The sequence below is a fragment of the Actinoplanes subtropicus genome (assembly GCF_000721705.1).
Taxonomy (GTDB): Bacteria; Actinomycetota; Actinomycetes; order Mycobacteriales; family Micromonosporaceae; genus Actinoplanes; species Actinoplanes subtropicus.
On the sequence record NZ_JOJL01000015.1, the window covers coordinates 47664 to 62356 of the forward strand.

Annotated in this window: 13 protein-coding genes; 6 read left to right on the top strand and 7 right to left on the bottom strand. The window is 69.5% G+C overall.

The window, feature by feature from the left end:
• Position 1 precedes the first annotated feature (1 nt).
• Together IH26_RS0121305 and IH26_RS0121310 are read right to left on the bottom strand one after the other, a co-directional pair.
• The gene (locus IH26_RS0121305; RefSeq protein WP_211268721.1) at positions 2-580 is read right to left on the bottom strand and encodes a LemA family protein; all 579 of its coding nucleotides are present in this window, start codon (positions 578-580) and stop codon (positions 2-4) included.
• 66 nt (positions 581-646) lie between these two features.
• Positions 647-1663 carry a LacI family DNA-binding transcriptional regulator gene (locus IH26_RS0121310; protein ID WP_030437984.1) on the bottom strand — a complete coding sequence of 339 codons (1017 nt, stop codon included), beginning with the start codon at positions 1661-1663 and terminating at the stop codon, positions 647-649.
• Between the two features lie 283 nt (positions 1664-1946).
• On the opposite strand from IH26_RS0121310, the gene IH26_RS0121315 reads away from it, so the two are divergent.
• The 5 genes from IH26_RS0121315 (at position 1947) to IH26_RS0121335 (ending at position 7217) form a co-directional block, all read left to right on the top strand.
• Positions 1947-3287, top strand: coding sequence for an extracellular solute-binding protein (locus IH26_RS0121315; RefSeq protein ID WP_084598982.1), 1341 nt, complete (start codon positions 1947-1949; stop codon positions 3285-3287).
• Positions 3288-3353: 66 nt separating this feature from the next.
• Entirely contained in the window at positions 3354-4295 is a 942-nt protein-coding gene (locus tag IH26_RS0121320) for a carbohydrate ABC transporter permease (protein WP_030437986.1), read from the top strand.
• Positions 4292-5140, top strand: coding sequence for a carbohydrate ABC transporter permease (locus IH26_RS0121325; protein WP_030437987.1), 849 nt, complete (start codon positions 4292-4294; stop codon positions 5138-5140). The genes IH26_RS0121320 and IH26_RS0121325 overlap by 4 nt, the downstream gene beginning before the upstream one ends.
• Before the next feature lie 11 nt (positions 5141-5151).
• Positions 5152-6663, top strand: a complete 1512-nt coding sequence (arfA, locus tag IH26_RS0121330; RefSeq protein ID WP_030437988.1) for an arabinosylfuranosidase ArfA — start codon at positions 5152-5154, stop codon at positions 6661-6663.
• A gap of 146 nt (positions 6664-6809) precedes the next feature.
• Positions 6810-7217, top strand: a complete 408-nt coding sequence (locus IH26_RS0121335; RefSeq protein ID WP_157437300.1) for a hypothetical protein — start codon at positions 6810-6812, stop codon at positions 7215-7217.
• A gap of 9 nt (positions 7218-7226) precedes the next feature.
• Here the strand turns inward: IH26_RS0121335 and IH26_RS0121340 are convergent, their stop codons facing one another.
• From IH26_RS0121340 to IH26_RS59910, 5 genes are all read right to left on the bottom strand, one after another.
• Positions 7227-7676, bottom strand: coding sequence for a UPF0158 family protein (locus IH26_RS0121340; RefSeq protein ID WP_030437990.1), 450 nt, complete (start codon positions 7674-7676; stop codon positions 7227-7229).
• Between the two features lie 524 nt (positions 7677-8200).
• On the bottom strand, positions 8201-9691 hold the full coding sequence (gene araA, locus IH26_RS0121345) for an L-arabinose isomerase (protein ID WP_030437991.1): 1491 nt from the start codon (positions 9689-9691) through the stop codon (positions 8201-8203).
• The gene (locus IH26_RS0121350) at positions 9688-10350 is read right to left on the bottom strand and encodes an L-ribulose-5-phosphate 4-epimerase (RefSeq protein ID WP_030437992.1); all 663 of its coding nucleotides are present in this window, start codon (positions 10348-10350) and stop codon (positions 9688-9690) included. Before IH26_RS0121350 ends, araA begins: the two co-directional genes overlap by 4 nt.
• Positions 10347-11978: a ribulokinase gene (gene araB, locus IH26_RS0121355; protein WP_030437993.1), complete on the bottom strand. Its 1632-nt coding sequence runs from the start codon at positions 11976-11978 to the stop codon at positions 10347-10349. The genes IH26_RS0121350 and araB overlap by 4 nt, the downstream gene beginning before the upstream one ends.
• Positions 11979-12178: 200 nt before the next feature.
• On the bottom strand, positions 12179-12322 hold the full coding sequence (locus IH26_RS59910) for a hypothetical protein (RefSeq protein ID WP_157437302.1): 144 nt from the start codon (positions 12320-12322) through the stop codon (positions 12179-12181).
• 151 nt (positions 12323-12473) lie between these two features.
• Between IH26_RS59910 and IH26_RS0121365 the strand changes: the two genes are divergently transcribed.
• Entirely contained in the window at positions 12474-14654 is a 2181-nt protein-coding gene (locus IH26_RS0121365; protein WP_030437994.1) for an MMPL family transporter, read from the top strand.
• Positions 14655-14693: the final 39 nt, after the last annotated feature.

Sequence of the window (14693 nt, forward strand, 5' to 3'; positions counted from 1 at the left end):
GTCAGAAACGGACCTGGACGGGCCCGCGCTCGTCCCCCGACGCCTGGTAGAACTCGCGCGCCCGGAAGCCCGCGACCCCCGCCACCAGGTTGGTCGGCAGCGTCTGCACCGCGTTGTTGTAGGACTGGACCGCGCTGTTGAAGAACTGCCGGGCGTAGGCGATCTTGTCCTCGGTCTTGGCGAGCTCGCCCTGCAGCGCGGCGAAGTTCTGGTTGGCGCGCAGCTCGGGGTACGCCTCGGCGACCGCGAGGAGCCGGCCCAGCGCGCCGGTCAGCTCGCCCTCGGCCTGGGCCCGGCCGGCGAGCCCGGCGGCGCCCTGGGCGGCGGCCATCGCGTTGCCGCGCGCGGCGACCACCGCGTCCAGCGTGCCCCGCTCGTGCGCCGCATAGCCGCGGACGGTCTCGACCAGGTTGGGGATCAGGTCGTAGCGGCGCTTGAGCTGGACGTCGATCTGCGCCCAGGAGGCGTCCGCCTGGTTACGCAGCCGGACGAGCCGGTTGTAGGTGGCCGCCAGCCCGGCGACGACGACGATGAGCAGGACGCAGACGATGCCGCCGGCAACGGCGATGACCGTGGTCATTTCTCTCCACTGTGGGGAGGAGCTGTGGCGGGGACGCCCTGAAGGTAGGGGTGCCGGTCAACCGGATCAACCGCCGATCGTGCTCTGCCGGGGGACCAATCGGTGGGCGACCTTCAGCTCGACCCCGGGCACCGGCCCGCCGCTGCCGATCCGCATGACCAGGCGGTCGACGGCCAGTTGCGCGATGGCCTTCTTGTCCGGCTGGATGGTGCTGATCGTGGGCTGGCTGTACCGGCCGTCCTCGATGTCGTCGTAACCGATGATCGCGACGTCCTCGGGCACCCGCAGGCCGCGGCCGAGCAGGGTGTGGATCGCGCCGGAGGCGACCAGGTCGCTGTAGCAGAACACCGCGTCCGGCGGGTCCTCCCGGTCGAGCAGCGCGGCCATCGCGGTGGCGCCGTCGATCCGGTTGAACCGGGCCGTGCCGATGATCAGCGACTCGTCGACCGGCAGGCCGGCCGCCGCGTGCGCGGCCCGGAACCCGCGGGTACGCAGCTGGGCCGCCTCGCCGGTCGGGTACGGCTGGTCACCGATCGCGGCGATCCGGCGCCGGCCGATCGCGATCAGGTGCGACACCGCCTCGGTCGAGGCCGCCACGTCGTCGATGCCCACGTGGTCGAAGGTGCCGTCCGAGCGGCGCTCGCCGAGGACCACCAGCGGCAGGTCGGGATCGCGTACGGAAAGATCCTCCTGAGCCAGGCCCAGCGGGCTGATGATCATGCCGTCGAAGAGGAAGCGGCGGGAGCCGCGCCCGATCAGCTCCTCCTCGTGCGCCCGGTCGCCGTCGGTCTGGTCGATCAGCACGTTGTAGCCGAGCTTGCGGGCGGCCGGGATGATCGCCTGCAGCAGTTCGGCGAAGTACGGCGTGTCCAGGTAGGGCACGACCACCACGATCTGCCCGGAGCGGCCGGTCGCCAGGTTGCGCGCGAGCACGTTCGGCCGGTAGCCGAGCTCGGCGATCGCCCGCTCGACCTTGGCCCGCGTGCCGTCGGTGACCTTGGCGTAGCCGTTGACCACGTTGGAGACCGTGCGCGGTGAGACGCCGGCCAGCTCGGCGACGTCACGCAGCGTAGTTTCTCGCAAGGGTGGCCTCCCGGATTTGTTGTCCGCCATGACGAAAGTATTTCCGCGGCGTTGCCTCTTGCCAGAGCCGAACGGCCGAGGCATAGTCCTTTGCAGCGCTGCAAACGGAACTTACCTCACACATCTTCGGCGAGTGGCGGGCTCCCCCTCCCCTCGGCATCCACCCAGATAACGCGCCGTCCCCTCACGGTCGGTAATTCTCCGTGCCCTTTTTGCCCGGAGATGTTGGCGCGCAGCTGATCACAGGAGGCCAGGAATGCGCTTCAGAACCACCCTTTCGGTCGTGGCACCCGTCGTCCTCGCGCTCGGCCTGGCCGCCTGCGGCGGCGGGGACGACTCGTCGAGCGGCAGCGGAGGCACGGCGGCCAAGGCCACCAACTGCACCAACAAGATCGTTCACGAGGACGCCAAGAAGGTCCTGGTCTGGGCCTGGTACCCGAACATGGCCAAGGTCGTCGACAACTTCAACAACCAGCACACCGACGTCCAGGCCTGCTGGACCAACGCCGGCCAGGGCCAGCCCGAGTACGCGAAGTTCCAGACCGCGATCTCGGCGAAGAAGGGCGCGCCGGACGTCATCATGCTCGAAGCCGATCAACTGGTCGGCTTCGAGATCCAGGACGCGCTGGTCGACCTCGCCCCGTACGGCGCAAATGATGTTAAAAAGAACTTCAGCGACGGCGCCTGGAAGGACGTCTCGCAGGGCGACAAGGTCTTCGCCGCCCCGGTCGACGGCGGCCCGATGGCGCTGATCTACCGCGCCGACGTCTTCGCGAAGTACGGGATCAAGACCCCGCCGAAGACCTGGGACGAGTACGCGGCGGACGCCAAGAAGGTCAAGGACGCCGGCGGCCCGGTCTTCGGCGACTTCGGCAGCAACGTGCCCGCCGTGACCACCGCGCTGATGATCCAGAAGGGCGCGCAGCCGTTCGTCTACGACCTGGGCGACAAGAAGAACATCACGGTCAAGCTGGACGACCAGAACACCAAGGACGTGCTCGACTACTGGGGCAACCTGTCCAAGCAGGGCCTGGTCGGCAAGGAGGACCAGTTCACCACCGACTACATCGCCGGCATGGTGGGCGGCAAGTACGCCACCTACGTCTCGGCGGCGTGGGCGCCCGGCTACCTGACCGGCGCGGGCGTGGGCAAGGGCGCCGACAAGGGCAAGTTCGCGGTCGCGCCGCTTCCGCAGTGGGACCCGAACAACCCGGTCTCGGTCAACTGGGGCGGCTCGGCCTTCGCGGTCACCTCGCAGACCGCCGACAAGGCCGCCTCGGCCAAGGTCGCGCTCGGTTTGTACGCCGACAACGCCTCCCTCACTGATGGGTGGCAGACGCAGACGATCTTCCCGCTCAACCAGAACGTCCTGAAGTCGGACGACTTCCTGAACGCTAAGATCGACTTCTTCAACGGGCAGACCGTCAACAAGGACATCTACGTGCCGGCCGAGAACGCCTACAAGGGCGCCGTCTACAGCCCGTTCACCGTCTACTACTACGCCCAGCTCCAGGCTCAGATCGCGAAGATCAACCAGGGCCAGACGACCGGCTCGCAGGCGGCCACCGACCTGCAGAACCAGATCGTCACCTACGCGAAGCAGCAGGGCTTCACGGTCCAATGATCCGTCCAGCGATCCACCGGCCGGGCGGCGCGCGCCGCCCGGCTCCCGCCCCGGGGAGCTAGTGCAATGGCAGTCGAGACGCCGGTCAGCGCCGGCACCGCCATACCGGCCGGCCGGGTGGCACGCGGTGGCCGGGTCCGCCGCGGCACCAAGGGCTGGCTGTTCATCCTTCCGTTCCTGCTGGTGTTCGTCGCGTTCCTGGTGGCGCCGCTGGTCTACGCCGGCTACCTGAGCCTGTGGACCAAGGGCCTGGCCACCGGCACCACCTTCGCCGGGATCGACAACTACACCCGCGCGTTCGGCGATCCGTCGTTCCGCAAGGGCCTGTGGTTCGTGCTGAAGTTCAGCGTGGTCGTGATCCCGTTGCAGATCATCGTGGCCCTGGTCGCGGCGCTGCTGCTCGACGAGATCACCGGCCGCCTGGCCAAGTTCTCGCGCTTGATGATCTTCTTGCCGTACGCGATCCCGGTCGTCCTCGGCGCGCTCATGTGGGGCTTCCTGTACAGCCCGACGTTCGGCCCGATCGAGCAGATCGCCTCGTTCTTCGACGTCCGGGCGCCCTTCCTGCTCAGCCAGGGCAACGTGTACTACGGGTTGCTGAATGTCGTCACCTGGCAATGGTCCGGTTACTACATGATCATCATCTACGCGGCGCTCAAGGGCATCGACACCTCGATCTACGAGGCGGCCCGGATCGACGGCGCCGGCGCCCGGCAGATCGCGCTGCGGGTCAAGGTGCCGATGGTCGGCTCGGCGCTCGCGCTGATCCTGGTCTTCTCGCTGATCGGCACCCTGCAGTTCTTCAGCGAGCCGCAGATCCTGCGGCCGATCGCGAACGGCTCGATCACCCCGGACTTCACCCCGAACATCTACGCGTACGAACTGGCGTTCAACTACGCGCAGTTCAACTACGCCTCGGCCATCTCCTTCGCCCTCGGCTTCGTGGTCTTCGTGGCCGTCGCGATCTTCATGTTCATCACCCGCAAGCGAGGGAGTCTCTTCACGTGAACAGACCCCGCCACGTGTGGGCGAAGCTCTTCCTGCTCGCGCTGTGCTGCTACTTCCTCATCCCGGTCTGGTGGGTCGTGGTGGCCAGCACCAAGAACGCCGAGGGCCTGTTCTCGGGCACCGGGGCGCTCTGGTTCCACGGCTTCCACCTCTTCGACAATCTGCATGCGCTGTTCACCTTCAACAACGGCGAATATCTGCGCTGGCTCGGCAATTCGGCGCTGTACGCGTTCGCCGGCGGCCTGGGCTGCACGGTCGTCTCGGTGCTGGCCGGCTACGGCTTCGCGAAATTCAGCTTCCGCGGCCGGAACATCGTCTTCGCCCTGGTGCTGGGCTCGGTGATGGTGCCGCTGACCGCGCTGGTCATCCCCACGTTCGTGATGATGAGCAAGGTCGGCCTGATCGACACCGTCTGGGCGGTGATCCTGCCGTCGCTGCTCAGCCCGTTCGCGGTCTACCTGATGCGGGTGTACGCGGGTGCGTCGATCCCCGACGAGCTGCTCGACGCGGCCCGGATCGACGGGGCCGGCGAGTTGCGTACCTTCTGGAAGGTCGCCCTGCCGCTGATGCGGCCCGGCGTGGTCACCGTGGCGCTGCTGTCGATCGTCGCGACCTGGAACAACTTCTTCCTGCCGCTGACCATGCTGTCCAGCTCGAAGCTCTACCCGCTGACCGTCGGCATCGGCCTCTGGGAACAGCTGGCCAGCTCCAACAACGGCGGCGGACAGTCCCTCTGGAACCTGATCATCGTCGGCTCACTCGTGTCGATCATCCCGCTGGTCATCGCCTTCCTGACCCTGCAGAAGTACTGGCAGGGCGGGTTGTCCGTAGGAAGCCTCAAGTAACAGGGAGTTCCGTGCTGCACGCCTCGTTCCGCCTCGATCCGGCCTTCACCATCGCGCCGGTCAGCCGCCGCACCTTCGGCTCGTTCGTCGAGCACATGGGCCGCTGCGTCTACACCGGCATCTACGAGCCGACCCACCCGACCGCCGACGAGGACGGTTTCCGGCAGGACGTGCTCGCGCTGACCCGCGAGCTGGGCGTGTCGGTCGTGCGCTACCCCGGCGGCAACTTCGTCTCCGGGTACCGCTGGGAGGACGGCATCGGCCCGGTCGCCGACCGCCCGGTGCGGCGCGACCTCGCCTGGCACAGCCTGGAGACCAACGAGGTCGGCATCGACGAGTTCATGCGCTGGGCGGAGAAGGCCGAGGTCGAGGTCATGTACGCGCTCAACCTCGGCACCCGCGGCGTGCAGGAGGCGCTCGACGTCCACGAGTACGTCAACCACCCCTCCGGCACCCGGCTGTCCGACCTGCGCCGGCAGTACGGCTCCGAAAAACCTTACGGAATTCGGATGTTCTGCCTCGGCAACGAGATGGACGGTCCCTGGCAACTAGGACACAAAACCCCGATTGAGTACGGAAGATTGGCGCTCGAAACCGCACGGGCGTTGCGAGCGGCCGACCCGGGCATCGAACTGATCGCGTGCGGCAGCTCCAACTCGTCCATGCCGACCTTCGCCACCTGGGAGGCGCAGGTCCTGGAGATCGCGTACGACGAGGTGGACTACATCTCGGCGCACGCGTACTACGAGCCGCTCGACGAGGACCTGGACAGCTTCCTCGCCTCCGCGGTCGACATGGACCACTTCGTGGACAGCGTGGTCGCCACCGCGGACAGCGTCGGCGCCCGGCTGAAGAGCCGGAAGAAACTGAACATCTCGTTCGACGAGTGGAACGTCTGGTACAACAAGCGCTTCGAGGCCACTCGCGAGACCGTCGAGTGGGCGGTCGCCCCCCGGGTGATCGAGGACTGCTACAACGTCGCCGACGCGGTGGTGGTCGGCAACCTGCTGATCTCCCTGCTCCGGCACAGCGACCGGGTCACCGCCGCCTGCCAGGCCCAGCTGGTCAACGTCATCGCGCCGATCCGCTCCGAGGCCGGCGGCCCGGCCTGGCGGCAGACCATCTTCCACCCGTTCGCCCTGACCTCCCGCCTGGCCAAGGGCGACGTGCTGCGGGTCGAGCTGCGCGGCCCGACCTACGACACGGCCCGCTTCGGCACCGTCCCGGCCCTCGACGCGGTGGCCACCCACGACCCGGAGTCCGGCGACGTCACCGTCTTCGTGGTCAACCGCAGCCAGTCTTCGCCGGCCGACCTGGAAGTCGGGCTGGCCGGCTTCGGCCGCGGCTTCCGCATCGCCGAGTCGTGGACGCTGGCCGACGACGACCTGATGGCGGCCAACACCGAGGACGCCCCGGACCGCGTCCTGCCGAAGCCGAACGAAACGGCCTGGATCGAGGACGGCGAACTGCACGCCTCCCTCCCGCCCGTCTCCTGGACCGCCATCCGCCTCGCCCCGGCCTGACGCGCCCCGTCCCCCGTGCCCCGCCGGTCGCCCCGGCCGGCGGGCTCTCATAGGTCGAGTTATGACAACTCTGCCTATGAGGGAGCGGAACGTGGCTGATCGCCACCCGCCTCTGGCAGCGCGGCCGGCGGCGTTTCGTGGGCAACGTGCTCGGTCCCCATTTCGAGCAGGTGTGCCGGCACTGGACCCGGCACATGGCGCCTCCGGAGCTGTTCGGCGACTATCCCAACGAGGTCGGCAGCGGAACCGTCAACGACGCCGGCAACCGGATCACGCACGAGGTGGACATCCTCGCCTTCGGCCTCGACGACGACGGCCGGCGCCCGTTGCTGGCCCTGGGCGAGGTGAAGTGGGGCGAGACGATGAACCTGAGCCATGTCGACCGGTTGCGGCGCATCCGTGCGCTGCTCACCGCGCAGGGCCGGTACGGCGCCGCCACCGCCAAGCTGGCCTGCTTCAGCGGCGCCGGCTTCGCCGACGAACTGGTCGACGCGGCCGGCCAGGACGGGAGCATCGTTCTGGTGTCGGCGGCCGACCTCTACCGCCGTGGGTGACGCAGGGGCTCAGGGGACCTCCGGGTCCGGGTGGGTGGTCCGGTAGCGGTCGGCCGCCTCCTCGGTGATCTGCTGGTTGTCCAGGAGCCAGTCGACCGCTCGTCGCTCGGCGCGGTTGTCGCGGAACGCGTTCCAGGCCGTGATCAGCTGCCCGTTGTCGCGATCGTGGTAGATCTCGTCGCGGAAGCGGCGGAAGGCGCCGCGCCCGGACATCGTCCGCTCCAGCCGCGCCGCGAGCTGCTTGTCGCTGAGCCGGGCGACGAAGTCGGCCATGTCGCGATACCACACCCGGGACGGCAACGGCTCGATGAACAGGGCCTCCTCGTCGGGCTCGTCGTCGCCTTCCGCGAACCAGCACGACGACTCGCCGCTGAGCGGGTCGAACGTCCACCTGCTTTCGGCGCCCTGGTCGGCGAGGGCGGTGCCCAGCATCTCCAGGTCGACCTTCTCGATCTCCATCTGTTCACCCTCCCACCGGCTGGGGTCACGGCTCGCCTCAGGCCCACCCGATGCTGTGGACCGGTTCGCTGCTTCGTTGCCGGCAAGGTTGCCACGGGCGGGCGGGGAGCGCATCGGACCACGGTATGAGGGACCGTGGTCCGATGCCCGAGCTCGGCCGGCGGGCCACAATCGCAGGCAACAGCGAAGCCGGCACCCGATACAGCAGGCACCGGCAGGAAGGGCACCGGCGAAAGGGCACCGGCGAGAAGGGCACCGGAAAGGAGGGCACCGGAAAGGAGGGCACCATCGGCAGGACTCGGCATCGAGAAAGGGCGGCCGCGAGCCCGACCACCGATCTCAGCCCGGCGGCGGACCGCGGGCTCGAGTTGCAGCGAGCCGGCTGTCAGCGGCGGGTACGGCACGCCTGCGGTTGATGGCCACCGACGCGTACGGGGAATGCTTCTTGTTCTTTGAAAAACCACAGGAAACGAGCCGGCGCCGCCTCCTGCAGGAAGGAGGCGGCGCCGGACGATCGGGAACGCTCAGATCGGGCGGGAGAGGCGGTAGTAGGCCTGGTTCCAGCGGACGCGGTCGGCGAAGTCGTAGGGCGTCGTGCGCTCGTCGATGACCAGGAGTTCGGTGCGCTCCATGTCGGCGAAATCGCGCAGCGTCTCCGAGCCGACCGCCTGGGTCATCACCGTGTGGTGCGGGCCGCCGGCGGTCAGCCAGCACTCGGCGGACGTGGAGAGGGACGGCGCCGGCTTCCAGACCGCGCGGGCGACCGGTAGGGACGGCAGCGGCTCGTCCGGCGGCACGACCTCGATCTCGTTGGCCACCAGGCGGAAGCGGTCGCCCATGTCGGCCAGGCCGATCACCACGCCGGGGCCGGCGGCGGCGTCGAACACCAGGCGGACCGGGTCCTCGCGGTTGCCGATGCCCAGCGGGTGGATCTCGCAGCGCGGGCGCTCGGCGGCGATCGTCGGGCAGACCTCGAGCATGTGGGCGCCGAGGATCTTCGGCTCGCCGGGGCCGAAGTGGTAGGTGTAGTCCTCCATGAAGGAGGTGCCGCGGCCGGTGCCGGTGCCCATCGCCTTCACGGCCGCGAGCAGGGCGGAGGTCTTCCAGTCGCCCTCGCCGCCGAAGCCGTAGCCGTCGGCCATCAGCCGCTGCACGGCCAGGCCGGGGAGCTGCCGCAGGCCGCCGAGGTCCTCGAAGTTGGTCGTGAACGCGCCGAAGCCGCCGGAGACGAGGAATTGGCGCAGGCCGGCCTCGATCCGCGCGGCGTAGCGCAGCGACTCGTGCCGCTCGCCGTCCTTGCGGAGTTCCGGCGCCAGGTCGTAGACGTCGGAATACTCGGCCACCAAAGCGTCGACGTCGGCGTCGAGCACGGCATCAACCACGGAAACCAGATCATTGACGCCGTACGTGTTGACCGAGACCCCGAAGCGCAGTTCGGCCTCGACCTTGTCGCCCTCGGTCACCGCCACGTCGCGCATGTTGTCGCCGAAGCGGGCCAGCCGCAGGGTCCGCAGGTGGGAGTAGCCCGCCGCGGCCCGGAGCCAGGCGTCGATCCGCCGCGCCACCACGGGGTCGGCCGCGTGCCCGGCGATCGTCTTGCGCGGCACGCCCAGCCGGGCCTGGATGAACCCGAACTCGCGGTCGCCGTGCGCCGCCTGGTTGAGGTTCATGAAGTCCATGTCGATGGTGGCCCACGGCAGCGACTGGTTGTGCTGGGTGTGCAAGTGCAGCAGCGGCTTGCGCAGGGCGTCCAGGCCGGTGATCCACATCTTGGCCGGCGAGAACGTGTGCATCCAGGCGATCACGCCGAGCACGTTCGGGTCGGCGTTCGCCTCGAGCATCACCTGGCGGATCGCGCCCGAGTCGGTGAGCACCGGCTTGCCGACGATCTCGGCGCTCAGGCCGGCCTGGGTGAGCAGTCCCTGGATCTCGGCGGATTGCGCCGCCACCTGGTCGAGCGTCTCCGGGCCGTACAGATGCTGGCTGCCGGTCAGGAACCATACCTGGGACTTCATGCGACGGGCTCCTGTCCGTAGACGTTCTGGTAGCGGGCGTAGAGGGAATCGATGTCCGCCTGGCCGATCGGCAGGGGTGTGCCGAGCTGCCGGGCGATGTGCACGGTGCGGGCCACGTCCTCGCACATGACGGCGGCCTTGACCGCGTCACGGGCGGAGCGGCCGATGGTGAAGACGCCGTGGTTGCGCATGAGCACGGCCGGCGAGCGGTGCCCGCGAAGCGTTTCGACGATGCCCCGGCCGATGGAGTCGTCGCCGATCAGGGCGAACGGCCCGACCGGGATCTCGCCGCCGAACTCGTCCGCGATCATCGTGAGCACGCACGGGATCGGCTCGGCGCGGGCGGCCCAGGCCGTCGCGTACGTGGAGTGGGTGTGCACGACGCCCTGGACGTGCGGCATGTGTTTGTACACGTACGCGTGCGCGGCGGTGTCGCTGGACGGTTTGTGCTCGCCCTCGACCAGGTTGCCGTCGAGGTCGGTGACCACCATGTTGTCCGCGCAGATCTCGTCGTAGGAGATGCCGGACGGCTTGATCACCAGCAGGTCCTCGCCGGGCACCCGCGCCGACACGTTGCCGGCGGTCCACACCACCAGGTCGTTGCGGGGCAGTTCGGCGTGCAGGTCGGCGACCATCTTCCTGATGTCGGAGAGGCTCATGCGGCGGCCTTCTTCTGGATCGCCCGCAACTTGCGCATCACCCGGTTCGCGCCCCGCCCGAAGTAGTCGTGCAGCGTGGAGTACTCGGCGTAGATCTCGTCGTAGATCGCGGCCGCTGAAGGATCCGGCAGATAGGCGTCCGGTATGACGCGGCCCATCGCGTCGGCCGCCGCGCGTACGGACGGATACGCGCCGGCGGCCGCCGCCGCATGGATCGCCGAGCCCAGCGCCGGCCCCTGGTCGGAGCCGATCGCCGACAGCGGCATGTTGAGCACGTCCGCGTAGATCTGCATGAGCAGCTTGTTCTTGAGCAGGCCGCCGGCCGCGATGAACTCGCGCACCGGCACGCCGGCCGCGGTGAACGTCTCGACGATCTTGCGGGTGCCGAAGGCGGTCGCCTCGATCAGCGCCCGGTAGATGTCGGCCGGCTTCGTGGCGAGCGTCTCCCCTACCAGCAGGCCGGACAGTTCGGCGTCGACCAGCACCGACCGGTTCCCGCCGTGCCAATCCAGAGCGATCAGACCGTGCTCGCCGGCCCGCTGCTCCGCCGCCAATGAAGTGAGCCGCTCGTGCGTCCACTCCTCGCCGAGATTGTCGACGTAGTGGCCGAAAATGTCGCCGACGCCGCTCTGCCCCGCCTCGTACCCGTAGAGGCCGGCCACGATCCCGCCGTCCACCACCCCACACATCCCGGGGACCTCGCGGATCTCGTCGCCGTTCATCACGTGGCAGGTGGAGGTACCCATGATCGCGACCATCTGGCCGGGGTCGAGGCCCTTGGCTGCGGCGCTGGTCACGTGCGCGTCGACGTTGCCGACCGCGACCGCGATGCCCTCGGGCAGGCCGGTCCACTGCGCCGCCTGCGCGGTCAGCGTGCCGGCCGCGTCGCCCAGCCGGCCGATCGGCTGGTCGAGCTTGTCGGTCACAAAACTTTCGAAGGCCGGATTGAGCTCGGCCAGGAACGCCGGCGACGGGTACCGGCCGTCCTGCAGGATGCCCTTGTAACCGGCGGTGCAGGCGTTGCGCACGTAGCTGCCGGTGAGCTGCCAGACGATCCAGTCGGCCGCCTCGACCCAGCGCGCGGTCGCCGCGTACGCCTCCGGGTCCTCCTCCAGCAGCTGCAGGCCCTTGGCGAACTCCCACTCCGAGGAGATCAGCCCGCCGTAGCGGGCGAGCCACGGCTCGCCGCGCTTGGCGGCGAGCTCGTTGATCCGATCCGCTTGCGGCTGGGCGGCGTGGTGCTTCCAGAGCTTGACGTACGCGTGCGGCCGGCTGCGCCACTCGGGGAGCTCGGACAGCGGCGTGCCGTCGGCGAGCGTGGGCACCATCGTGCAGGCGGTGAAGTCGGTGCCGATGCCGATGACGTGCGCGGGGTCGACCCCGGCGGCGGCGAGCGCGGCGGGCACGGCGGTCTTGAGCACGTCGACATAATCGGAGGGCACCTGCAGGGCCCAGTCGTGGCCGAGCGGGGTGCCGTCCGGGAGCGCGTCGGTGAGGACCGCGTGCGAGTAGTCGTGCACCGCGGAGCCGAGCTCCGCACCGTCGGCGACGCGAACGACGACCGCGCGGCCGGAGAGGGTGCCGTAATCGACACCGACCACGCAGGCCACGGTGGGGTCAACGGGCATGTGGGGCCAACCTCTCACGTTGTGGGGGCGTTTCAGCATTGTTATCGCTAACAACACAGGTGTCAACGCCGGTCGGCGGGAGCAATTGTTATCGCTAACACGACGCAGGTCAGGGCGTTGCGCGGCCAGATTCATCGGCGTCGCCGTGTGTCGCCGCCCTCGGCGACGGGCCGGCCGGGCGCGCGGCGCCTGGCCGATGTTCATGCCGGCGCCCGGCCGGTGTCCATGCCGGCGTCCATGCCGGTGTCCATGCCGGCGTCCATGCCGGCGTCCATGCCGGCGCCCGGCCGGCGTCCATGCCGGCGCCCGGCCGGCGTCCATGCCGGCGCCCGGCCGGCGTCCATGCCGGCGCCCGGCCGGCGTCCCGGCGGAAACGCCGAATCCAGGTCAAACGGCGCGGTACTGACAAGATCCGCCGCAGCCGGGCGCAAACGGATCCGGTCAGATCGCGGCGGGTCGGTGCCGAAGGTACGAGGACTTCTACAGGGAGGCCTCGTGGCTACGTTGCTCTACCGGCTGGGCCGGTACTCGTTCCGCCGGCGCAAACTCGTCGGCCTGCTGTGGGTGCTCGTGCTCGCCCTCTTCGGGGTCGGCGCGGCCACCCTGTCCGGCACGACCAGCGACACGTTCTCGATCCCCGGGACCGAGTCGTTCCGGGCGATGGACGTGCTCGAGAAGAAGTTCGGCGCCGGCGCCGGCGGGGCCTCTGCCCGGGTCGTCTTCACCACCGCCGGGAACGCCAAGCTCACCGGCGCCGCCCAGAACGCCGCCGTCGAAAAGGCGGTCGCCGCGCTCGAGAAGGCTCCGCAGGTCGCCTCGGTCGCCGATCCCTTCGCCGCCAAGACGATTTCCCAGGACCAGCAGACCGCGTACGCCACGGTCACCTACTCCGTCGCCGCCACCGGGATCACCGACGCCGCCCGGACCGCGCTGTTCGCCGCCGGCGACACGGCCAAGTCGGCCGGCCTGGACGTCGAGTACACCGGCGAGGCGACGGCCGGCCAGGGCGGCGGCCAGTCCACCGAGGGGCTCGGCCTGATCATCGCCGCGTTCGTCCTGATCGTCACGTTCGGCGCGCTGATCGCCGCCGGCCTGCCGCTGCTCACCGCGATCCTCGGCGTGGCGCTGGGCATGACCGGCATCCAGATCGCGACCGGCTTCTTCGACCTGTCCTCGTCGACCTCGGCGCTGGCCACGATGCTCGGCCTGGCCGTCGGCATCGACTACGCGCTGTTCATCGTCTCCCGCTTCCGCCACGAGCTGGCCGAGGGCCGCGACGGCGAGGAGGCCGCGGGCCGCGCCACCGGCACCGCCGGCTCGGCCGTGGTGTTCGCCGGCCTCACCGTGATCATCGCGCTGGCGGCGCTGAGCGTCACCGGCATCCCGTTCCTCTCCGCGATGGGCCTGGCCGCCGCGTTCACCGTGGCCATGGCCGTGCTGATCACCCTGACCCTGACGCCGGCCCTGCTCGGCTTCGCTGGCCGCAAGGTGCTTGCCAAGAAGGACCGGGCCGGCTTCCGGGCCCCGAACGGCAAGATGCCCTTCGGCGAGCGGTGGGCCCGACTCGTACTCAAGAATCGGATTGTTGCTCTTGTTCTTGCCCTCGGGGTGATCGGCGCGATCGCGTTGCCGGCCCTGGACCTGCGCCTGGCCCTGCCGGACGACAGCACCGCGTCGCCCGCCTCGACCCAGCGCAAGGCCTATGACCAGCTGTCCGAGGGCTTCGGCGCCGGCTTCAACGGGCCGCTGATCGTGGTCGTCGAGCACGCCTCGAGGACGTCGGCCGCCGCCGCGCAGAAGGCCATCTCCGGTCTGCACGACGTCGTGCTCGTCACCCCGCCGACCCTGAACCCGGCCGGCGACACCGCCATGCTGACGGTCGTCCCGGGCAGCGGCGCCACCGCGGAGGCCACCAAGAAGCTGGTGACCGCGATCCGCGCGCTGCCCGACATCGACGGCGCGTCGCTGGCCGTCACCGGCACCACGGCGATCAACATCGACGTGACCGACAAGATCACCAAGGCGCTCATCCCGTACCTGGCAATTGTCGTGGGTCTTGCTCTTGTCCTGCTCATGCTGGTGTTCCGCAGCGTGCTGGTGCCGCTGAAGGCCACGATCGGCTTCCTGCTGTCGGTGGCCGCCACGTTCGGCGCGGTGGTCTTCGTCTTCCAGCAGGGTCACCTGGCCGGCCTGATCGGCGTCGACGCGACCGGCCCGATCACCAGCCTGATGCCCATCTTCCTGATCGGCATCCTGTTCGGCCTGGCCATGGACTACGAGGTCTTCCTGGTGACGCGCACCCGCGAGGAGTACGTTCACGGCGCCGCCCCGAACGACGCGGTGGTGACCGGAATGCGGCACGGCTCGCGCGTGGTCACCGCGGCCGCGCTCATCATGATGAGCGTCTTCGCCGGCTTCATCCTGGCCGACGAGACCATCATCAAGACGCTGGGCTTCGCGTTCGCGTTCGGCGTGGCGGTGGACGCGTTCCTGGTCCGCATGACGATCGTCCCGGCGGTGTTGTCGCTGTTCGGCAGGGCGGCGTGGTGGCTGCCGAAGTGGCTGGACCGCGTCGTGCCGAACGTCGACGTCGAGGGCGAGGGGCTGACCAAGCAGCTCGCCGCTTCGGCGGAGCAGGAGCCGGAGGAGCGCGAGCTCATCGGCGTCGCGGCCTGACGTGCGCGGGGCGGCCGGCGCTCGGCCGGCCGCCCGCGC

Excerpts from the sequence above, each read along its gene's own strand:
- araA (WP_030437991.1), bottom strand. The coding sequence starts at position 9,691 with ATGAAGTCCCAGGTATGGTTCCTGACCGGCAGCCAGCATCTGTACGGC.
- IH26_RS0121320 (WP_030437986.1), top strand. The coding sequence starts at position 3,354 with ATGGCAGTCGAGACGCCGGTCAGCGCCGGCACCGCCATACCGGCCGGC.
- IH26_RS0121350 (WP_030437992.1), bottom strand. The coding sequence starts at position 10,350 with ATGAGCCTCTCCGACATCAGGAAGATGGTCGCCGACCTGCACGCCGAA.
- araB (WP_030437993.1), bottom strand. The coding sequence starts at position 11,978 with ATGCCCGTTGACCCCACCGTGGCCTGCGTGGTCGGTGTCGATTACGGC.
- IH26_RS0121340 (WP_030437990.1), bottom strand. The coding sequence starts at position 7,676 with ATGGAGATCGAGAAGGTCGACCTGGAGATGCTGGGCACCGCCCTCGCC.
- IH26_RS0121305 (WP_211268721.1), bottom strand. The coding sequence starts at position 580 with ATGACCACGGTCATCGCCGTTGCCGGCGGCATCGTCTGCGTCCTGCTC.
- IH26_RS59910 (WP_157437302.1), bottom strand. The coding sequence starts at position 12,322 with ATGGACGCCGGCCGGGCGCCGGCATGGACGCCGGCCGGGCGCCGGCAT.